Source organism: Pseudoclavibacter sp. VKM Ac-2888 (assembly GCF_015351285.1).
Taxonomy (GTDB): domain Bacteria; phylum Actinomycetota; class Actinomycetes; order Actinomycetales; family Microbacteriaceae; genus Pseudoclavibacter.
In genome coordinates this window covers 2,771,296-2,790,148 of record NZ_JADKSM010000001.1, presented here as the reverse complement: position 1 = coordinate 2,790,148, position 18,853 = coordinate 2,771,296, and the positions used below count along the sequence as shown (strand labels likewise).

General features: G+C 65.5%; 17 protein-coding genes and 2 tRNA genes. 6 read left to right on the top strand and 13 right to left on the bottom strand.

Annotation, left to right across the window (positions count from 1 at the left end; all coding sequences use genetic code 11):
• Nucleotides 1-87: 87 nt before the first annotated feature.
• Together ITJ61_RS13185 and ITJ61_RS13180 are read right to left on the bottom strand one after the other, a co-directional pair.
• Nucleotides 88-963, bottom strand: a complete 876-nt coding sequence (locus tag ITJ61_RS13185; protein ID WP_104300362.1) for a rhomboid family intramembrane serine protease — start codon at nucleotides 961-963, stop codon at nucleotides 88-90.
• A 21-nt stretch (nucleotides 964-984) separates the two neighbouring features.
• Nucleotides 985-1,524 (bottom strand): peptidylprolyl isomerase, encoded by a 540-nt coding sequence (locus ITJ61_RS13180; protein ID WP_104244184.1) that lies wholly within the window; start codon nucleotides 1,522-1,524, stop codon nucleotides 985-987.
• Nucleotides 1,525-1,655: 131 nt separating this feature from the next.
• On the opposite strand from ITJ61_RS13180, the gene ITJ61_RS13175 reads away from it, so the two are divergent.
• A complete protein-coding gene (locus ITJ61_RS13175) occupies nucleotides 1,656-2,261 on the top strand; it encodes a hypothetical protein (RefSeq protein WP_104341950.1) in 606 nt (201 codons plus the stop codon).
• 34 nt (nucleotides 2,262-2,295) lie between these two features.
• Here the strand turns inward: ITJ61_RS13175 and ITJ61_RS13170 are convergent, their stop codons facing one another.
• A complete protein-coding gene (locus tag ITJ61_RS13170; protein ID WP_194686418.1) occupies nucleotides 2,296-3,165 on the bottom strand; it encodes a LysR family transcriptional regulator in 870 nt (289 codons plus the stop codon).
• Between the two features lie 68 nt (nucleotides 3,166-3,233).
• On the opposite strand from ITJ61_RS13170, the gene ITJ61_RS13165 reads away from it, so the two are divergent.
• Nucleotides 3,234-4,154 (top strand): EamA family transporter, encoded by a 921-nt coding sequence (locus tag ITJ61_RS13165; RefSeq protein ID WP_194686417.1) that lies wholly within the window; start codon nucleotides 3,234-3,236, stop codon nucleotides 4,152-4,154.
• Here ITJ61_RS13165 and ITJ61_RS13160 read toward each other — a convergent pair.
• The 5 genes from ITJ61_RS13160 to ITJ61_RS13140 all read right to left on the bottom strand — a co-directional run bounded on the left by ITJ61_RS13160 (nucleotide 4,151) and on the right by ITJ61_RS13140 (nucleotide 8,593).
• A complete protein-coding gene (locus ITJ61_RS13160) occupies nucleotides 4,151-4,609 on the bottom strand; it encodes an NUDIX hydrolase (protein ID WP_104244059.1) in 459 nt (152 codons plus the stop codon). The two genes, ITJ61_RS13165 and ITJ61_RS13160, sit on opposite strands and share 4 nt — an antisense overlap.
• Nucleotides 4,610-4,766: 157 nt before the next feature.
• The gene (locus tag ITJ61_RS13155; protein ID WP_194686416.1) at nucleotides 4,767-5,426 is read right to left on the bottom strand and encodes a methionine ABC transporter permease; all 660 of its coding nucleotides are present in this window, start codon (nucleotides 5,424-5,426) and stop codon (nucleotides 4,767-4,769) included.
• Nucleotides 5,423-6,475 (bottom strand): methionine ABC transporter ATP-binding protein, encoded by a 1,053-nt coding sequence (locus tag ITJ61_RS13150; protein WP_194686415.1) that lies wholly within the window; start codon nucleotides 6,473-6,475, stop codon nucleotides 5,423-5,425. Before ITJ61_RS13150 ends, ITJ61_RS13155 begins: the two co-directional genes overlap by 4 nt.
• 150 nt (nucleotides 6,476-6,625) lie before the next feature.
• Nucleotides 6,626-7,501 carry a MetQ/NlpA family ABC transporter substrate-binding protein gene (locus ITJ61_RS13145; protein WP_194686414.1) on the bottom strand — a complete coding sequence of 292 codons (876 nt, stop codon included), beginning with the start codon at nucleotides 7,499-7,501 and terminating at the stop codon, nucleotides 6,626-6,628.
• A 198-nt stretch (nucleotides 7,502-7,699) separates the two neighbouring features.
• Nucleotides 7,700-8,593, bottom strand: coding sequence for a LuxR C-terminal-related transcriptional regulator (locus ITJ61_RS13140; RefSeq protein ID WP_194686413.1), 894 nt, complete (start codon nucleotides 8,591-8,593; stop codon nucleotides 7,700-7,702).
• A gap of 181 nt (nucleotides 8,594-8,774) precedes the next feature.
• On the opposite strand from ITJ61_RS13140, the gene ITJ61_RS13135 reads away from it, so the two are divergent.
• From ITJ61_RS13135 to ITJ61_RS13120, 4 genes are all read left to right on the top strand, one after another.
• Entirely contained in the window at nucleotides 8,775-9,119 is a 345-nt protein-coding gene (locus ITJ61_RS13135) for a DUF485 domain-containing protein (RefSeq protein WP_104244049.1), read from the top strand.
• Nucleotides 9,116-10,747, top strand: a complete 1,632-nt coding sequence (locus tag ITJ61_RS13130; RefSeq protein WP_194686412.1) for a cation acetate symporter — start codon at nucleotides 9,116-9,118, stop codon at nucleotides 10,745-10,747. Before ITJ61_RS13135 ends, ITJ61_RS13130 begins: the two co-directional genes overlap by 4 nt.
• 176 nt (nucleotides 10,748-10,923) lie before the next feature.
• Complete coding sequence (locus tag ITJ61_RS13125) at nucleotides 10,924-11,769, top strand: SDR family oxidoreductase (RefSeq protein WP_228496670.1); 846 nt, start codon at nucleotides 10,924-10,926, stop codon at nucleotides 11,767-11,769.
• A gap of 89 nt (nucleotides 11,770-11,858) precedes the next feature.
• Nucleotides 11,859-13,028, top strand: a complete 1,170-nt coding sequence (locus tag ITJ61_RS13120; protein WP_104341956.1) for an ATP-binding protein — start codon at nucleotides 11,859-11,861, stop codon at nucleotides 13,026-13,028.
• Between the two features lie 220 nt (nucleotides 13,029-13,248).
• On the opposite strand, the gene ITJ61_RS13115 is transcribed toward ITJ61_RS13120, so the two are convergent.
• The 5 genes from ITJ61_RS13115 to gyrB form a co-directional block, all read right to left on the bottom strand.
• Nucleotides 13,249-13,321: transfer RNA gene (locus ITJ61_RS13115), tRNA-Ala, on the bottom strand.
• A gap of 39 nt (nucleotides 13,322-13,360) precedes the next feature.
• Nucleotides 13,361-13,434, bottom strand: a tRNA-Ile gene (locus ITJ61_RS13110).
• Between the two features lie 54 nt (nucleotides 13,435-13,488).
• Nucleotides 13,489-13,896, bottom strand: a complete 408-nt coding sequence (locus ITJ61_RS13105; RefSeq protein ID WP_104244042.1) for a DUF3566 domain-containing protein — start codon at nucleotides 13,894-13,896, stop codon at nucleotides 13,489-13,491.
• 11 nt (nucleotides 13,897-13,907) lie between these two features.
• Nucleotides 13,908-16,562 (bottom strand): DNA gyrase subunit A, encoded by a 2,655-nt coding sequence (gene gyrA / locus ITJ61_RS13100; protein ID WP_104244040.1) that lies wholly within the window; start codon nucleotides 16,560-16,562, stop codon nucleotides 13,908-13,910.
• Nucleotides 16,563-16,579: 17 nt separating this feature from the next.
• On the bottom strand, nucleotides 16,580-18,802 hold the full coding sequence (gene gyrB / locus ITJ61_RS13095) for a DNA topoisomerase (ATP-hydrolyzing) subunit B (RefSeq protein ID WP_104244038.1): 2,223 nt from the start codon (nucleotides 18,800-18,802) through the stop codon (nucleotides 16,580-16,582).
• Nucleotides 18,803-18,853 lie beyond the last annotated feature (51 nt).

Here is an 18,853-nt window from a genome sequence, read left to right as displayed (position 1 = left end):
CCCTGTGGATAACTTTCACACAACACAGAGAAGCCGCGCATCCGACCGGATGCGCGGCTTCTCTCGTTCTGCGACGGAGACGGGGAGCTAGCCAGCTACCGCCAGCGGCAGTTGGGAGACGCTGACGGTGGCACCCACGACGATGAGGACGCCGAGTGCCGCCACTATCCAGAGCCCCTTCTGCGAGGGCTTCGCCGACTTCGACTCCCACAGGAACAGCCAGGAGCACAGTGCTCCCGTGACCAGCCCGCCGAGGTGCGCCTGCCAGGCGATACCTGGGATCACGAACCCCATGACGACGTTGATGCCGACCAGCACGATGAGTGACATGGTGTTCATCCGCGCCTGACGCATGACGACGAAGTACGCGCCGAAGAGTCCGAAGACGGCACCGGAGGCGCCGAGCACCGTGGTGTTCGGGGCAACCAGGGCGATCGCGAGCGAACCGCCGAGCGCGCTGACGACATAGAGCGCTGCGAACCTCAGGTGCCCGTAGACCTGCTCGAGCACCCGACCGAAGATCCACAGCGTCAGCATGTTGAACGCCAGGTGGAAGACGGTCGAGTGTGCGAACGCCGAGGTCAGCATGCGCCAGGGCTCGAATGCCCCGCTACCCGCGTGAGAGTAGATGCCGTGGTAGACGAGGATGCCCGTGAGCCAGTCCCCCGTCACCTGCTGCAGCAGCCAGAGGACCGCCGAGATGCCGATGATGGCGTAGGTGACGAGCGGACGCTGATCCTGCCCGAGCCGTCGCAACCGCGTTCGAGCCGAGGGCCGCTGGGCGGCCTTGGCTTTCGCGTTCGCCTCCCGGATGCACTCTGGACAGATCACGCCGACCGGCGCGAGTGTCTGGCATTCGGGGCACACGGTGCGCCCGCATCGCTGACAGAGCACGAAGCTCTGTCGGTCTGGGTGCCGGTAGCAGAAGTTCTCACGCTGCTGCGACAGCTCGGGTGATGTCATGCGGGGAGTGGCTCCTGGAGGTTAGAGCTGCTCGACGGTGACGCTCTCGATGACGACGTCCTTGAGCGGCTTGTCACGGCCGTCGGTGGGGACCTTCGCGATCGCGTCGACGACGGTGCGCGACTCATCGTCCGCGACGCGGCCGAAGATCGTGTGCTTCCCCTGGAGCCAGGGAGTTGGGTCCGTCGTGATGAAGAACTGCGAGCCGTTCGTGCCGCGCCCCATCTGCTTGCCGGCGTTCGCCATGGCGAAGATGTAGGGCTCGTTGAAGTTGAGCTCGGGGTGGATCTCGTCGTCGAACGCGAATCCGGGACCGCCGGTGCCGGTGCCCGTGGGGTCACCGCCCTGGATCATGAAGTTGGGGATGATGCGGTGGAAGATCACGCCGTCGTACAGGGGCGTGCTCTTCGTCTGGCCGTCACGAGGGTCGGTCCATTCGAGCTCACCCGTGGCGAGGCCCACGATGGTCTTGACCGTGTTCGGCGCGTGGTTGCCGAAGAGCTCCACCTTGATGGGGCCGTGGTTCGTGTTGATCGTTGCGAGTGCAGTGGCGATTGACATGCTGGTCATCTTTCCATAGCCCCCCGACTTCTCTCCCCCCTGTCCGCCGACAGCGTGCGGTGATTCAGGTTCCGTGTGGCAGAAGCGTGCCAAGATATGCAGTACCTACTTGTCAACGTCCGGAGGTACCAATGGCCCTTTCACGGAAGCAGTCGCGTGAACTCAAGCGTCTCCGCAAGGACGCAACAAACTTGTGGAGCGAGCAGCAGTCTGTCATCGAGCACGCTCGAGGCATCCTGCAGTCAGCAGGCGTGAGCGCGAAGGGCTTGGCTGAGTCCGAGCTCGTGCCAGCGCTGCAGAAGAGCTACGACAACAACGTCCGCCCCAGCTTCGACCGCAGCTACAACGCCGCGCGCGACAAGTACGAAGACGCGAGCGTCCGCTTCAACGGCAAGGTCCTTCCTGTCGTGGCCGGCCTCTCCGGCTCGCTTGCCGGCACGGTCAGCAACCTCGCTTCGAAGAACAACGACTTCAAGGACGCCGCTGGCACCGCGAAGAAGGTCTCGAAGGAGCTCAACTCGCGCGCCAAAAAGGCTTCGAAGGCGTACGACAAGAAGTACAACAGCTCCGGCGTCGGTGTCGGTGGCTGGCTGCTCATCGGCGCAGGCGTCGCCGCCGTCGCCGCTGTCGGCTATGCCCTCTGGCAGACCTTCCGTGCAGACGACGACCTGTGGATCGCCGACGAGGAGCTCGACGCTCCCGTCACGACGGTCTCGCCCGCTTCGGCAGCGAAGTAGTTCTCGCCGCACACGCGCACGACTGGCCCCGCACTCACCTGGTGAGCTGCGGGGCTTCGTCGTAGGCGGCGATGATGACCTGCGCGAGCGCGTCGGCCATCGCTGGCTTGGCGCCTCGCCACCACGCGAGTCTGACCTCGATCGTGGGGGCGTCCCGCAGCGGCCGGTAGGCGATACCGGGCCGCGGATGCTGCGCCGCCGTGGCCTCGCTTGTCACCCCGTAGACGCCGCCGTCCGCGATGAGGGTGAGCCACTCGTCGAGTGAGCTCGTGGGGATGAAGATCGGGGCGCGTTCCGCCGGCCAGAGTGAGCCGACCGTCGTGCCGGTGCGTGCATCCACCGCCATGGTCCGGCCGGCGAAGTCGTCGAGGAGCAGCGCCCTGCGTCTGGCGAGCGGATCGTCGTTCGCGAGGACGGCGACGCGTCGTTCCTCGCCGAGGCGGACCGTCTCGATTCGGGGATCACGGGGAACCGTGCGGAACACGGCGAGCTCGACCTCGCCGTCGAGGAGCCCAGCCGTCGCCGTGTTGCTCTGCCGGAAGACGAGGTGCGACTCAGGATGCTGTGCTCGCCAGGTGCGCTGCACGGCACCGGTGTGCGCGCCGAGAGTCGACCAGGCATAGCCGACGCGCAACTCCCGGGTCGTCTCGGCGACCTCGTCGCTGATGAGACGCACCTCGAGCAGCACCCGGCGGGCGCGGGTCAGGACACGCTCGCCGAGTGGGGTGAGCGCGACGTGCCGAGTCGACCTGGAGAGCAGCTGGGCTCCGAGCTGCGTCTCGAGGGAGAGGATCGCCCGGGAGACGGCCGCCTGCGAGCAGTGGAGCTCGATCGCCGCATCGGTGAAGGTTCCCGTGTCGACGACCGCAGCGAGGGCGCGTAGGTGGCGAATCTCCAAACTCATGCGTCCAGCGTATAACTCACGCGTGTCGCGCATTTCTGGGCCTGCGCAGGCGGGTTCACCATGGGCGCATGACAGGAACCGGGAGAACGGCCGCCGCTGCCGCACCACGCAGCGTGGTGACGGGTGCAGCGATGCTGACCGGAAGCGGACTCTCCAACCAGCTCGGCGCGGCACTCGGCGCACTGGCCTTCGGCCCCCTCGGCACGTCGGGCGTCGTGGCCATCCGCCAGCTCGTGTCCGCAGCCATCTTGCTGCCTGTCGCGCGCCCTCGCCTGCGGAGCTTCACGTGGGCGCAATGGTGGCCCGCGCTCCTGCTCGGCGTCGTCTTGGCGACCATGAACCTGTCCTTGTACGGAGCCGTCGACCGCATCGGGCTCGGCCTTGCCGTGACCCTCGAGTTCCTCGGACCCCTCGCCGTGGCGCTGTGCGCATCCCGCACGAAGGCCGATCTCCTGCTCGCGGCCGGCGCCGCCGTCGGCGTCTACGTGCTGCTGCTCCCAGACGCGTCGAGCGACATCCTCGGCTACGCCCTCGGGCTGCTCGCGGCGTGCTGCTGGGCGAGCTACATCCTGCTCAATCGGATGCTCGGCGGTCGCCTGAGCGGCCTCCAGGCGCCCGCTACGGCAACGCTCGTGTCGAGCCTCCTGACGCTCCCGATCACGGTGCAGCTGATCGCGGAGGGCCGGATGCTCGGCTGGCCGCTGCTGCTGGCCGCGCTCTCCGGCGTACTGTGCTCCGTCATCCCGTACTCGATCGACGTCATCGCGCTTCGCTGGGTGACGACGAGGTTCTTCGGGGTGTTCATGAGCATCAACCCGATGTTCGCCGCCATCGCCGGCGTCGTGGTGCTCGGTCAGGTGCCCGCCACCCATGAGTGGGTCGGGATGGCGATGATCGTGGCCGTCAACGCCGTCGCGGTGTCTCGCAGCCTTCGGGGGTCTCGTGTCGCCCACGAGCCCCGTGACGGGGTCGCGCCCTCAAGCGCCTAGCGGGGGGCCCGAGTCGAACGCAGGTGGCCATTGGCCGGACGCTCCTCGTGGAGCCTGAGCCCCACGTCCACGAGCGACACCGTGCGGAGCGCAGCTATCTCGTCGAGGTCGAACCAGCGAGCCTCGTCCGTCGAGCCGCCCCGCTCGTTGCGGAGCTCGCCGCTCACGATGCTGGCCTCGTAGACGACCCGAACCGACTGCATGGGCGTCTTGCCTGGCTCGAGCCGGTCGCGGCCCGCGATGATGTGCGAGTCGATGCCGAGGAGCCGGTCGATGGACGCGTGGTAGCCGGTCTCCTCCCAGATCTCGCGGACGACGCCGTCGATCGGATCCTCACCGGGGTCGGTCCCACCGCCGGGCAGGGTCCAGCCGGAACGACCGCGGTCCCGCCAGTGCGCGAGGAGGATCTGCCCGTCGCGCACGATGACACCGTAGGAAGCGAGTCGTCGATGCACGGAACCCCCAAAGATCTCTGCCGAGGTCTCGAGGTCAGCGGCCTGATGCCTGGGCCGACCCGAACCACGGGCGATCGCTATCGTACGCCGCCGCGCGCCGGGCCTCCGCACAGGGAGGCGCCGACGCGCGGTCGCCGGGCACTGTCGTCTGCCCGGATCAGCGACGCAGCGTCTTGCGAGCCAGGAAGTTGCCGAGGAACTGGAGGCCCTGGACGAGGATGACGATGACGATGACCGCGGCCCACGTGACTTCGGGCTGGAACTGCCGGTAGCCGTACTGGATCGCGAAGTCACCGAGTCCTCCACCACCGATGAATCCGGCGACCGCCGACATATCGACAAGCGAGACGACGGCGAAGGTGTAGCCCAGGATGAGCGGCCCGAGCGCCTCAGGCACGATGACGCTCCACACGATCTGGAAGCGTCCCGCGCCGGACGCACGCGCCGCCTCGATGACGCCAGGGGACACCGTCAGCAGGTTCTGCTCGACGAGGCGCGAGATCCCGAAGGTCGCCGCGAGGGACAGGGCGACGATCGCCGCGTTGGTGCCGATGCCGGAGCCCACGATGAGTCGTGAGAGAGGCTGAACGGCCGCGATGAAGATGATGAAGGGGATGGGTCGGAAGAAATTCACGATCACATTCATGACCGCGTTCGCGAAGCGCTGCTCGTAGAGGTTGCCCCTGCGCGTCAGGTAGAGCACGAGCCCGACCAGGAGTCCGCCGATGCCACCGAACAGCAGGCTCAGGGAGACGAGGAAAAGGGTCTCACCGGTCGCCTCGAACAGCTTGGGCAGGAGTTCGATGACCTCGTTCATGCCGCACCTCCTGCGGTGATGTCGTCGAATTCGGTGACAACCGCGAGGCCGCCGATCTCGTCGAGAGCTCGACGTCGCGCGCCAGCATCACCTTGGAGGGCGAACGTCAGGTCGCCGAAGGACTTGCCGCGGATCTCGTTCATGCCGCCGTAGACGAGCTCCACGGTGATGCCTGCCTCGTGCAGGATGCGCAGTGCCTGGGCCTGGTTCGTTCGACCGTCGCGGAAGCTCAGCGTCACGAGCGTGCCGGGGTGGCGCGCACTGAGGTCGGCCCGGAGACCGGCATCCGGGATGCCCTGCACAACCGTCGAGACGAAGCGCTGCGTGGCGGGTGCCTGCGGGTTCGCGAAGATATCGAAGACCTCGCCCTGCTCGACGATCTTGCCGTGCTCCATGACGGCGACGTGACTCGCGATCTCCTTCACGACGTCCATCTCGTGGGTGATGACGATGATCGTGACCCCGAGCTCCTGGTTCGCCTTCTTGAGCAGCTGCAGCACATCGGCCGTGGTCTGCGGGTCGAGGGCGCTCGTGGACTCGTCGGCGAGCAGGATGCTGGGGTTCGTTGCGAGCGCACGGGCGATGCCGACACGCTGCTTCTGGCCGCCGGAGAGCTGGTCGGGGAAGGCCCGAGCCTTCTCGGAGAGCCCCACGAACTCCAGGAGCTCGGCGATGCGCTTCTCACGCTGCGCCTTTGGCGTCTTCGCGACGCGCAGCGGATACGCTACGTTGCCCGCGACGTTGCGGGAGTTGAAGAGGTTGAACTGCTGGAAGATCATGCCGATGCCCGCGCGCACCGAGCGCAGCTTCGTCTCGCTGAGCGTCGTGATGTCGACGCCGTCGACGTGGATGCTGCCGGACGTGGTCGGCTCCAGGGCATTGATGAGGCGCACCATGGTCGACTTGCCAGCTCCCGAGTAGCCGATGACGCCGTAGATGTCACCGGCATCGACGTTGAGCGAGATGCCGTCGACGGCTCTGGTCGCCGGGGCTCCGCGCTTCGGCGACGGATACTCCTTGACGACGTCGGTGAGTGTGATGAGGGCCATGTGTTCGCTCTCGCCTTCTTCACGGTCGAACCGTGTGGGTGGTGCTGGTGGACGACGTCGGGACGCCATCCGTCGGTGCAAGCGAGTTCGCCGCCCGAGGCCTGATGATCATCATCGGGTCCCGGGCGGCGATCACGCGAGCGGTGGGTTCTAGCCCTGCGCTTCGATCTCGGTGACGAGCTCGTCGAGTGTCGACTTCAGCTCGTCGACGGGGGTCTTGGTGAGCACGGCGGTGTCGCCGAACGTCTCCTTGACCGAAGCCGCGACTGCCTCGGAGTTCTGGTAGATCTCGACCAGCTTCAGGTAGTTCGCGTTGTCGGCGTTCTCGGCCGACGTGACGAAGATGTTGATGTACGGGAACGCGGAGGCGTTCTGGGGGTCATCGCGAGTGAGCGCGTCGTCCGTCGTGAGGCCTGCGTTCTCGACGAAGTCGTTGTTGATGATCGCCCCGGCGAGGTCCGGCAGCGAGGTCGCCGTGACGGAGGCCTCGAGCTCGGTCACCGTGACGCGCGACTCGGGGAGCACGTCGTCGAGGGTCGAGAACGGCGAGCCGCCGTCCTTGAGCGAGATGAGACCGGCTTCCTGGAGCACGAGGAGGCCACGTGCGCGGTTCGACGCGTCGTTCGGCACCGCAACCTCGGCGCCATCCGGGATCGCCTCGACGGAGTCGTACTGCGAGGAGTAGAAGCCGAGGGGGTAGATCGCCGTCGAGCCGATCGGCACGAGGTCGTCGCCGCTGGCGGCGTTGTGCTGCGCGAGGTAGATGATGTGCTGGAACGCGTTGACGTCGAGCTCACCCTCGGTCGTCGCCGGGTTCGGCTGGTTGTAGTCCGAGAAGTCGACGAGCTCGACCGTGAGGTCCTGGGCTGCGGCCTCCTCGACGAGCACCTCCCAGTACGGGTCGGATGCGCCGACGACGCCGAGCTTGATGGTGTTCTCATCGGATGCGCCGGTGGAGCACGCGGAGAGGCCTCCAACGAGGGCGATCGCGCCGATTGCTGCGGCGATCTTGGTGAGACGTGACATGGAGGAGGGTCCTTTCAATGCGGCGCGCAAGCGCCGGCCATCCTCTAAGGGTCTAGAGGGCCTCGCAAGAAGAGCCACGAGGCGTCGCAAGAATAAGAGAACAGAGGGTCTCCGCGCCGATACATCCTGACACGTTGCGTAACAGTCCACTGACGGGGTCATGAACGCAAGAATGTTGCGGTCAGACCCGCATTTAGCTCAGGGGAGGAGCCCCAGCTGCCTCGCCTTGGCAAGAGCTTGGTAGCGAGAGCTCGCATCCAGCTTCGTCATTGCCGTACCGAGGTAGCTCTTGACGGTGCTTTCGGTCAGGATCAGCTTTCCGGCGATGTCCCGATTGGAGAGTCCGAGGGCGATCTGCCCGAGCACGTCGAGCTCCCGCGGCGAGAGCCTGACTGGTGCCTCGGCCGAATCGACAGCTCTCGAGTGCTCTCGATCGCGGGGGTCGCCGTGATCTCCGGCGAATCTGACAAGCCGCTCCTCGACGCCTCGAAGGCGCGCACGGACGCGCGCGTCGCCGAGCATCGACGAGACCTCGCGCAGATCGGAGAAGGTGCCCCGCAGCTCCTCCAGCTGGGCTGCAGTGAGTCCGCCGGATCCGAGTTCGGAGATGCTCGCGGACCCCACCCGCATTCGGCGCCTCAGCTCGTCTCGGAGACGCAGCTCATCCTCGACCTTCTTGCCGAGTGCGACGGCCTGACCGAGCGACATCGATTGGGAGTCCGGAGCCGCGCGGAACCCGCCGTAGAGCACGCCCCGAACATGCTTGTCGACGATGACCGGAACCGCCATGAGGCTCTGGACGTCCTCAGACAGGACCTGCACGTCGTAGTCGTGCGTGATGCGGCTGCTGCCGCGGTAGTTCGTCGTGACCTTCGCGCGACGCTCCAGCATCGCGCGGCCGCCGAGTCCTCGACCGAGCTGCACTCGCAACCCGACCAATCCACGACCCTGATTCCCACAGATCGTGTGCACGTTCGTCGTGTCGCGATGGGTGGGTCCGCCGAACGAGAGTGAACACCCCGTGGTCTCGCGCAGGCGGGCGACGGCCTCGGCGAAGACGTCCGCCTCAGTGGCTGCCTCTGGGAACATCATGTGGTCACTACCAACTTCCGGGGGTAGTTCGATACTTCGTCGTATGCGTAGCGTGGATGCTATCACGCAGGCAATGAGGCTTTCGTGTTCGCAACGATGCGAAGAAGCCCCGCCTTTTGCCGTCGAGAACTGCACGCACATATCTGACGAACGCAGCAATGCACTGAGGCAAGGAGGCCCCATGCGACACGAAACGTCATCTCAACCCCCAGGCGGAATCGACTACGTCGCATTCGAGGAAGCGGCTGAATTCAAGGAGCTGAAGAAGCGCCAGCGCTCCTTCGTCTTCCCACTCTCGATCTTCTTCCTGGTCTGGTACGGCGCGTACATCATCGTGGCCGCCTACGCGCATGACTTCATGGCCACCCCGGTCTTCGGCAACATCAACGTAGGTCTGCTGCTCGGCATGGGCCAGTTCGTGACGACCTTCGCGATCACCATGTGGTACGTCTCCTACGCCAACCGGCGGCTCGATCCGCTCGCGAACGACCTTCGCGTTGAGCTCACCAAGGCGGACCAGGCATGAGCGGGCAGCTGCTGGCACCCCAGGCCAGCGCTGTCGCGAACAATGACCCCGTCCTGAATATCGCGATCTTCGCGGCATTCGTCGCGGTCACTCTCTTCATCGTCATTCGCGCAAGCCGCAACAGCAAGACCGCAGCCGACTACTACGCCGGCGGGCGATCCTTCTCCGGGACCCAGAATGGGTTCGCGATCTCGGGTGATTACCTGTCAGCAGCGTCGTTCCTCGGTATTGTCGGCGCTATTGCCATCAACGGCTACGACGGATTCCTCTATTCGATCGGCTTCCTCGTCGCCTGGCTCGTCGCTCTGCTGCTCGTCGCCGAGCTCATGCGCAACACCGGCAAGTTCACGATGGCGGACGTACTCTCGTTCCGCCTCAAGCAGCGTCCGGTGCGCGTCGCCGCAGCCCTCACGACCCTCGCGGTGTGCTTCTTCTACCTGCTCGCGCAGATGGCGGGAGCCGGCGGCCTCGTCGCCCTCCTCCTCGGCATCACCGACGACATCGGGGTCGCGATCGTCGTCGCCGTCGTCGGCGTGCTCATGATCATCTACGTGCTCATCGGCGGGATGAAGGGCACCACCTGGGTGCAGATCATCAAGGCCTTCCTGCTCATCGGCGGCGCGGGTGCGATGACCATCTGGGTGCTCGTCATCAACGGCTTCGATCTCTCCGCGCTCCTCCAGGCGGCGGTCGACAAGGCGGCCCTCGACGGTGCGGAGGATCCGGCCGCGATCCTCGCGCCTGGCCTGCAGTACGGCAAGAACCCGATCGACTTCGTCTCGCTCGGACTCGCGCTGGTGCTCGGCACAGCTGGACTCCCGCACGTGCTCATGCGCTTCTACACGGTGCCCACCGCCAAGGAGGCCAGGAAGTCGGTGGTCTGGGCCATCTGGCTCATCGGCGGCTTCTACGTCTTCACACTCATCCTCGGCTACGGCGCAGCGGCACTCGTGGGGGCCCCGGCCATCAAGGATGCGCCAGGAGGCGTCAACTCTGCGGCCCCGCTGCTCGCCCTCGAGCTGGGCGGGCCGATCCTCATGGGCTTCATCTCGGCGGTCGCATTCGCCACGATCCTCGCGGTCGTCGCGGGCCTCGCGATCACGGCTGCCGCATCCTTCGCCCACGACATCTACAACAGCGTCGTGAAGCGTGGAACGGCGACCCCAGAGCAGGAGGTGAAGGTCGGCAAGTACACGGTGGTCGTCCTCGGTGTCGTCGCCATCGTCGGTGGCATCGGCGTGCAGGGGCAGGACATCGCGTTCCTCGTGGCGCTCGCCTTCGCTGTCGCGGCCAGCGCGAACCTGCCGACGATCCTGTATTCGCTCTACTGGCGCAAGTTCACGACCCGTGGGGCGCTGTGGAGCATGTACGGCGGACTCGCGACGGCCATCATCCTGATCGTCTTCTCGAAGGTCGTCTCCGGCGCCGAGACGGCGATGCTCGGCGAGGGAATCGACTTCGCCTGGTTCCCACTCAACAACCCCGGCATCGTCTCGATCCCGGTCGGGTTCTTCCTCGGCTGGCTCGGCTCAGTGCTGCCGCAGAAGAAGGAAGACCCTCGGGTCGCCGCGGAGATGGATGTGCGCTCGCTCACGGGCTACGGCGCGGAGGAGGCCGTCGAGCACTAGAAAGCTCGCTGCACCGCGTTCGTCGACACGTCGCGTTCGCGTTCGCGAATGGTCGCTCTGACTCGCTCAGGGCGGCCATTTGCGCGTCCGCGTTGTCTCGGTGCCACAACGCACATGAGGTTCCGCAGGCGCGTGGGTAGCGTGGGCCTGTCCACGATGCACATGGAGGTGCGGATTTGACGCAGTCAGCGGAGACAGGTTCCCTCGCGGGGAAGACCATCATCATGTCGGGCGGGAGCCGCGGCATCGGACTCGCAATCGCGAAGCGCGCCGCGCGTGACGGTGCGAACGTCGTGCTCCTCGCCAAGACCGGGGATCCGCATCCGAAGCTGCCAGGGACGGTGTACACGGCCGCTGAGGAGATACGCGAGGCCGGCGGACGCGCGCTGCCGGTCGTTGGCGACGTGCGCGACGACTCCGACCTGCAGCGGGCGGTCGACAGCGCCGTCGCCGAGTTCGGCGGCATCGACATCGTCGTCAACAATGCGAGCGCCATCGACCTGCGCTCGACGCTCGACATCGACGAGAAGCGCTACGACCTCATGCACCAGATCAACCAGCGCGGCACATTCATGCTCTCGCGGGCAGCCCTGCAGCACCTCCTCGAGTCACAGGATGCGCGCATCCTGTCGCTCTCGCCGCCCCTCAACCTCGCCCCCCAGTGGCTCGGCGCCTACCCGGCGTACATGACCGCGAAATACGGCATGACGCTCGCCACGCTCGGTATCGCGGCCGAGTTCGCTGAACGGGGTGTGGATGCGAACACCCTGTGGCCCCGCACCACCATCCAGACAGCAGCGGTAGCCAACATCATCGGCGGCGAGGAGCTCATGCGCCGCAGCCGCACCCCTGAGCTGTACGCCGACGCCGCCCACGCGGTGCTCACAGCCCCGCGGGGCCGGTATCGAGGACAGACGCTGCTCTGCGAGGACGTGCTCGCAGACGCCGGCGTGAGCGACCTCAGCGTGTACTCGCCGGGAGTCGACGCCTCCGAGCTCTACCCCGACGCCTTCGTTGACTGATCGAGTGCGGAACAATTGTAGGCAACTGTAGGTAAGTATAGTTATTTGCTATACATGGCTACAGTTCGCTAGCAAGTGCTTGGAGTCACATGGATCCGGTCAAGAACCCCTACGTGCCAGGTGCTGGTCGCAAACCGGCCGCTCTCGTAGGTCGCGACTCATCGATGACCGGGTGGCGGATCGCACTCCAGCGAGCCGAAAACGGGATCACTGATCAACCGTTCGTCCTCTACGGCCTCCGCGGGGTCGGGAAGACCGTGCTCTTGACTCAGTTCCGACATGACGCCGAAGACCGCGACTGGTGGGTCGTGCAAATCGAGGCCGGTTCCGATCGTGAGCTCAGAGAGCTGATCGGTGAGGGCCTCTACGAACCGCTGTCTGACATCAGCCGACCATCGGCGGGCCGCAAAGTTCTCAAGGCCCTCCGGACGGCTCTGTCGTTCAAGGCGTCCTACGATGCGAACGGATCCTGGACATTCGGCGTGGATCTGTCTGACACGCCAGGTGGCGGTGCCGACAGTGGCGTCCTGCATACAGATCTCCGCAAGATCATCAAGGATGTGGGTCTCGCCGCGAGGGAAGAGGGAGTCGGGCTCGCAATCCTCATCGATGAGGCGCAGGACCTTTCAGCGGAAGAACTCACGACGCTCGCCGCAGTCACACAGTCGGCTGCCCAGGACAACTGGCCAGTATTGTTTGCTCTCGCTGGGCTGCCCAACCTCCCCCAGATCCTCGCCGAGGCGAAGTCGTATACGGAACGGTTCCAGTTCAACCAGATCGAGCGACTCTCGCGCGCTGACGCCCACCTCGCGATCGCTCAACCTTCGGCCGCGGAACTCGTCACCTGGGCAGAGGATGCCGTCCAGCACCTCATCACGGAGTCCGGACAGTACCCCTACTTCATTCAGCAATTCGGCCGTGAAGCTTGGAATGTCGCCACCGGAAGCCAGATCACCCTCGCAGACTCTCGTCTTGGGGTAGCGACCGGACAGAACCTCCTCGACAACGGGTTCTTCCGAGCGCGGTGGGACCGGACAACGGCGTCGGAGAAGCGATACCTCCGGGCAATGTGCCCGGAAGGCGATGCTGGTGTTGGATCCGGCGAAGTGGCCGCACGACTGAAGAAGTCCATCAGCAGTCTCGGCCCCGCCAGAGCTCAACTCATCCACAAGGGCCTGATCTACGCGCCGGACCACGGGGTCGTGGCCTTCACTGTTCCCGGTATGGCGTCGTTCATCGAACGGCAGATCGAATCCTGAACCACCGTGGCCAGCGACTCGTTCGGATGCGGAACCTGTCACCGCGTCACGAGACGAGACGCTGCTCTGCGAGGACGTGCTCGCAGACGCCGGCGTGAGCGACCTCAGCGTGCACTCGCCGGGAGTCGACGCCTCCGAGCTCCACCCCGACGCCTTCGTCGACTAGGCAGACAAGAAAGAACCCCGGCCAGATTTCTCTGACCGGGGTTCTTTGTCACCGTGGAGCCTAGGAGATTCGAACTCCTGACATCCTGCTTGCAAAGCAGGCACTCTACCAACTGAGTTAAGGCCCCGTTCGGGTGGAAACGATACCAACCTTCAGTATCGAACCGTGGGGCTACCAGGACTTGAACCTGGGACCTCTTCGTTATCAGCGAAGCGCTCTAACCGCCTGAGCTATAGCCCCCGAAGCGACTGCCCCAACATACACGAAAAGTGCACGTCAAGGGAAATCGAGCCGCTAGCTGTTCGTGAAACCGAACACGAGGCCCCCCGTGACCTTCACAGCGAGGTTGTAGAGGAACGCCGCAACTGCGCCGAGGGCCGTGCCCGCGACGAGGTTGAGGAGTGCGACCACAAGGGAGAACAGCATCAGCTGAGGCAGGGTGACGAAGTCGTCGACTCCCACGCCGGCCGAGCCGGAGACGTCATTGAGCAGGTCGTTGACGCTTCCGAGCACACCCGTGTTCTCGATGACGGTCCACATCAGGAACGTCGCGACGATCGTGATGATGCCGAAGCAGATCGACAGGAGGAAGGAGAACTTCACGACAGACCAGAAGTCGATGTGCACCAAACGGAGGCGCACCTGCTTGCTCGCAGTCTTCTTGCTGGACTTCTGGGCCAGCTTGTCAGCAACGCTCGTCATAGATCAGTACCTCAGTCTTCGGTCTCGTCCTGCTCGAACGACGTGACAGAGTCTGCCACAGTCTCACTCTGGGCACTCTCGGCTGGGGCAGTCTCGCCGTCAGCTGATCCTGCAGACGCTTCCTCGAGGGCGGAGTCGGCGGCGGTGACGTCCGTCTCACCGTCCTCACCTTCCTCGTCTTCCTTCTCGAGTTCGCGGTCGGCGTTCTGCGCGATCGCGATCACGTAGTCGCTGCTGTCGAGCCTCGCGAACGTCACGCCCATGGAGTCGCGTCCCGTCACCGAGACCTCGGCGACGTTGGAGCGAACGACCTTGCCGGAGCCGAGGATGACCAGGACCTCTTCGTTGTCGTGGACGAGCAGCGCGCCGGCGAGGCCGCCGCGCTCCTCGTTCAGCTTCGCGACCTTGATGCCGAGTCCGCCGCGCTTCTGGATGCGGTACTGCGACACCGAGGTTCGCTTCGCGTAGCCGCCCTCCGTGACGATGAACACGTAGGCATCGTCGCTCGAGGTGACCGCGGCCGTCAGCAGGTAGTCGCCGTCGCGGAACGACATTCCCTTGACGCCGGAGGTCGACCGGCCCATGGGCCGAAGCGCCTCGTCGTTCGCCTCGAAGCGAAGCGACATTCCGAGGTGCGAGACGCAGAACACGTGGTCCGACTCGTCGGCGAGCATGGCGGAGACCAGCTCGTCCCCTTCGCGAAGGTTGACCGCGATGATGCCAGCCTGACGGTTCGTGTCGTACTCCGTGAGGGCCGTCTTCTTGACGAGCCCCTCACGCGTCGCGAGGACGAGATACTGCGCCTGGCGGTAGTCGCTGATGTCGAGGATCTGCGCGACCTTCTCATCAGGCTGGAGCGGCAGGAGGTTCGCGATGTGCTGCCCCTTCGCGTCCCGTCCCGCCTCCATGAGCTCGTACGCCTTCGCCCGGTACACGCGGCCCAGGTTGGTGAAGAAGAGCAGCCAGTGGTGTGTCGTCGTCACGAAGAACTGCTCGACGACGTCATCCGCTCGGAGCTGCGCGCCCTTGATGCCCTTGCCGCCGCGGTGCTGCGAGCGGTAGTTGTCGCTGCGCGTGCGCTTGATGTAGCCGCCGCGGGTCACGGTGACGACCATCTCCTCCTCGGGGATCAGGTCCTCGTCGGTCATGTCGCCGCCAGAGCCACGGAGGATCTCGGTGCGACGATCGTCGCCGAACTTGTCGACGACCTCCTGCAGCTCTTCGCCGATGATGGTGCGCTGGCGCACTGGGTCGGCGAGGATCGCCTTGTACTCGGCGATCATGGCCTCGAGGCGGGCCGCGTCTTCCATGATCTTCTGGCGCTCGAGCGCCGCGAGGCGGCGGAGCTGGAGGTTCAGGATGGCGCTTGCCTGCAGCTCGTCCACGTCGAGCAGCTCCATGAGGCCGGTACGCGCCTCTTCGACGGTCGGCGACCGGCGGATGAGCGCGATGACCTCGTCGAGCATGTCGAGGGCCTTGAGGTAGCCGCGGAGGATGTGAACCTCGTCCTCGGCCTTCTTGAGGCGGAACTTCGTGCGACGCACGATGACTTCCACCTGGTGCTGCACCCAGGCGGTGATGAAGCCGTCGATGGCGAGCGTGCGCGGAACCCCATCGACGATCGCGAGCATGTTCGCGCCGAAGTTCTCCTGCAGCTGCGTGTGCTTGTAGAGGTTGTTCAGCACGACCTTGGCGACGGCGTCGCGCTTGAGCACGATGACGAGGCGCTGTCCCGTGCGGCCGGAGGACTCGTCGCGGATGTCGGCGATGCCGGAGAGTCGCTGATCCTTGACCAGCTCGGCGACCTTGAGCGCGAGGTTGTCCGGGTTGACCTGGTACGGCAGCTCGGTGATGACCAGGCACGTGCGTCCGTGGATCTCCTCGATCGCGACGACCGCGCGCATCGTGATGGAGCCGCGACCGGTGCGGTACGCCTCCTGGATGCCCTTGGTGCCGAGGATCTGCGCACCGGTCGGGAAGTCTGGACCGTGAACGCGCTCCATGAGCGCATCCATGAGCTCCTCACGAGAGGCGTCCGGGTGTTCGAGGTGCCAGAGCGCGCCTGCTGCGACCTCACGGAGGTTGTGCGGCGGGATGTTCGTGGCCATTCCGACGGCGATGCCGACGGAGCCGTTGACAAGGAGGTTCGGGAAGCGAGCGGGCAGCACGGCAGGCTCACGCGTGCGGCCGTCGTAGTTGTCCTGGAAGTCGACGGTGTCCTCGTCGATGTCCCTGACCATCTCGAGCGCAAGCGGCGCCATCTTCGTCTCGGTGTAGCGGGGGGCGGCGGCGCCGTCGTTGCCGGCGGAGCCGAAGTTCCCCTGGCCGAGCGCAAGCGGGTAGCGAAGGGACCACGGCTGCACGAGGCGGACCAGCGCGTCGTAGATCGCCGAGTCACCGTGCGGGTGGAACTGCCCCATGACGTCGCCGACGACGCGGGCGCACTTCGAGAACGCCTTGTCCGGGCGGTACCCGCCGTCGTACATCGCGTAGATGACGCGACGGTGCACGGGCTTGAGCCCATCCCGGACCTCGGGCAGTGCTCGTCCGACGATGACGCTCATCGCGTAGTCGAGGTACGAGCGCTGCATCTCGAGCTGCAGGTCGACCTGTCCGATGCGGTCGCCGCCGTCGGCGTTGGTGGTTGTGACGCGTTCTTCAGCCATAGAGGTGCCTGTGTGCCTTAGATATCGAGGAAGCGCACGTCGTGCGCGTTCTGCTGAATGAAGGTCCGGCGAGATTCGACGTCCTCGCCCATGAGCGTGCTGAACACGGCGTCAGCCGCCTCAGCGTCGGTCACCTTGACCTGCAGGAGCGTGCGCACCGCGGGGTCCATGGTCGTCTCCCAGAGTTCCTGGTAGCTCATCTCGCCGAGCCCCTTGTAGCGCTGGATGGCGTTGTCCTTGGGGATGCGTCGGCCAGCTGCCTTGCCGTCTGCGAGCATCGCGTCGCGCTCACGGTCGGAGTACGCGAAGTCGTGCGCGGCATTCGACCACTTGATGCGGTACAGCGGCGGCTGGGCGAGGAAGACGTACCCGAGCTCGACGAGCGGACGCATGTAGCGGAACAGCAGGGTGAGCAGCAGGGTCGTGATGTGCTGACCGTCGACGTCGGCGTCTGCCATGAGGATGATCTTGTGGTACCTGACCTTGTCAGGGTCGAAGTCGTCGCCGAGGCCGGCTCCGAAGGCCGTGATCATGGACTGCACTTCGTTGTTCTGCAGCGCACGGTCGAGGCGGGCCTTCTCGACGTTCAGGATCTTTCCACGGAGCGGGAGGATCGCCTGCGTCTCGGGATCACGGCCCTGGACGGCGGAGCCGCCTGCCGAGTCACCCTCGACGATGAAGACCTCAGAGCGAGTCGGGTCCTTCGACTGGCAGTCCTTGAGCTTGCCAGGCATGCCGCCGGTCTCGAGGAGCCCCTTGCGCCTGGTCTGCTCGCGCGCGCGGCGGGCGGCGAGGCGGGCGGCGGATGCCTGACCGGCCTTGCGGATGATGTCCCTCGCCTGTGAGGGGTTGCGGTCGAACCAGTCCTGGAGGGCCTGTCCGACGATGCGCTGCACGTAGGACTTGGCCTCGGTGTTGCCGAGCTTCGTCTTCGTCTGGCCCTCGAACTGGGGCTCGCCGAGCTTGATGGAGATGACTGCCGCGAGGCCCTCGCGGACGTCTTCGCCTGAGAAGTTCTCGTCCTTCTCCTTGACGAGGTTCTTCTCCCTCGCGTAGCGGTTCACGACCGTGGTCAGCGCTGCACGGAACCCCTCGAGGTGCGTGCCGCCCTCCTTGGTGTTGATCGTGTTCGCGAACGAGTGGATGGATTCCGAGTAGGAGTCGATCCACTGCATGGCGAGCTCGAGCGAGATCTTGCGCTCGGTGTCCTCGGCGTTGACCTCGATGATCTCCTCGTGGACCGGCTGCTTCTTCCGGCGGCTGACGAGGTGCTGCACGTAGTCGACGAGACCGCGCTCGAACAGGTACGTCTGCGAGCGCTTCTGTGGGATCTCGATCGACTCGGTGACGCCCTTCGGCTCACCCGTCTCGGTGCGCTCCGCCTCGTCGATATCGGCGGCGGACTCGTCCTGCAGCTCCGTGATCTGAGCGGCGAGCCCATCACCCTGGAGGGTGGACTGGTCACGGTCGTCGGCCAGCGAGATGCGGAGGCCCTTGTTCAGGAACGCCATCTGCTGGAAGCGGGCGCGCAGCACTTCGAAGTCGTACTCGACGGTCTCGAAGATCTCGGAGTTCGCGTAGAACGTGATGGTGGTCCCGGTGTCTTCCGTCGGCTCACCCTTGCGGATGTCGCCCGTCGGGACGCCGTTCTCGAAGTCCATCTCCCATTCGAAGCCGTCGCGCTTGACCTGAGCGATGAGACGGTAGGAGAGCGCGTTGACCACCGAAGAGCCGACACCGTGGAGACCACCGGAGACGGCGTAGCCACCGCCACCGAACTTGCCGCCGGCGTGGAGCTTGGTGAGGACCACCTCGAGTGTGGAGATTCCCTCGATCGGGTGCAGCTCGACGGGGATGCCTCGTCCGTTGTCGCTCACGCGCACGGCGCCGTCTTCCTGGAGCGCGACCTGGATGTCGTCGCAGTACCCCGCGAGCGATTCATCCACAGAGTTATCCACAATTTCGTACACCAGGTGGTGCAGGCCCTCGGGGCCTGTCGACCCGATGTACATGCCCGGGCGCTTGCGCACGGCCTCGAGCCCCTCGAGCACCTGGATCTGCCCGGCGCCGTAGTCGTTCTCGACGCGATCGTTCTGCGAGCGGGTCTCAGCCACTTCAGCGGGCGCCTCGCTCAGCCCTTCCGCCGCAGTCTGGCCTTCCGACGTTCCTGGACCGGCCGACTTCCCCGCATCTTCTGGCGTCTCAGTCGTGTTCTCGGGGTCGGAAGTTTCTGATGCCATAACTCGGGCGTCTCCTTGCTGTGTGGCGACATGCAAGATCCGCGTTGCGAG

Excerpts from the sequence above, each read along its gene's own strand:
- ITJ61_RS13135 (WP_104244049.1), top strand. The coding sequence starts at position 8,775 with ATGCGACACGAAACGTCATCTCAACCCCCAGGCGGAATCGACTACGTC.
- ITJ61_RS13180 (WP_104244184.1), bottom strand. The coding sequence starts at position 1,524 with ATGTCAATCGCCACTGCACTCGCAACGATCAACACGAACCACGGCCCC.
- ITJ61_RS13140 (WP_194686413.1), bottom strand. The coding sequence starts at position 8,593 with ATGATGTTCCCAGAGGCAGCCACTGAGGCGGACGTCTTCGCCGAGGCC.
- ITJ61_RS13185 (WP_104300362.1), bottom strand. The coding sequence starts at position 963 with ATGACATCACCCGAGCTGTCGCAGCAGCGTGAGAACTTCTGCTACCGG.
- ITJ61_RS13130 (WP_194686412.1), top strand. The coding sequence starts at position 9,116 with ATGAGCGGGCAGCTGCTGGCACCCCAGGCCAGCGCTGTCGCGAACAAT.
- ITJ61_RS13175 (WP_104341950.1), top strand. The coding sequence starts at position 1,656 with ATGGCCCTTTCACGGAAGCAGTCGCGTGAACTCAAGCGTCTCCGCAAG.
- gyrA (WP_104244040.1), bottom strand. The coding sequence starts at position 16,562 with ATGGCTGAAGAACGCGTCACAACCACCAACGCCGACGGCGGCGACCGC.
- ITJ61_RS13105 (WP_104244042.1), bottom strand. The coding sequence starts at position 13,896 with ATGACGAGCGTTGCTGACAAGCTGGCCCAGAAGTCCAGCAAGAAGACT.
- ITJ61_RS13165 (WP_194686417.1), top strand. The coding sequence starts at position 3,234 with ATGACAGGAACCGGGAGAACGGCCGCCGCTGCCGCACCACGCAGCGTG.
- ITJ61_RS13155 (WP_194686416.1), bottom strand. The coding sequence starts at position 5,426 with ATGAACGAGGTCATCGAACTCCTGCCCAAGCTGTTCGAGGCGACCGGT.
- ITJ61_RS13150 (WP_194686415.1), bottom strand. The coding sequence starts at position 6,475 with ATGGCCCTCATCACACTCACCGACGTCGTCAAGGAGTATCCGTCGCCG.
- ITJ61_RS13145 (WP_194686414.1), bottom strand. The coding sequence starts at position 7,501 with ATGTCACGTCTCACCAAGATCGCCGCAGCAATCGGCGCGATCGCCCTC.
- gyrB (WP_104244038.1), bottom strand. The coding sequence starts at position 18,802 with ATGGCATCAGAAACTTCCGACCCCGAGAACACGACTGAGACGCCAGAA.
- ITJ61_RS13170 (WP_194686418.1), bottom strand. The coding sequence starts at position 3,165 with ATGAGTTTGGAGATTCGCCACCTACGCGCCCTCGCTGCGGTCGTCGAC.
- ITJ61_RS13120 (WP_104341956.1), top strand. The coding sequence starts at position 11,859 with ATGGATCCGGTCAAGAACCCCTACGTGCCAGGTGCTGGTCGCAAACCG.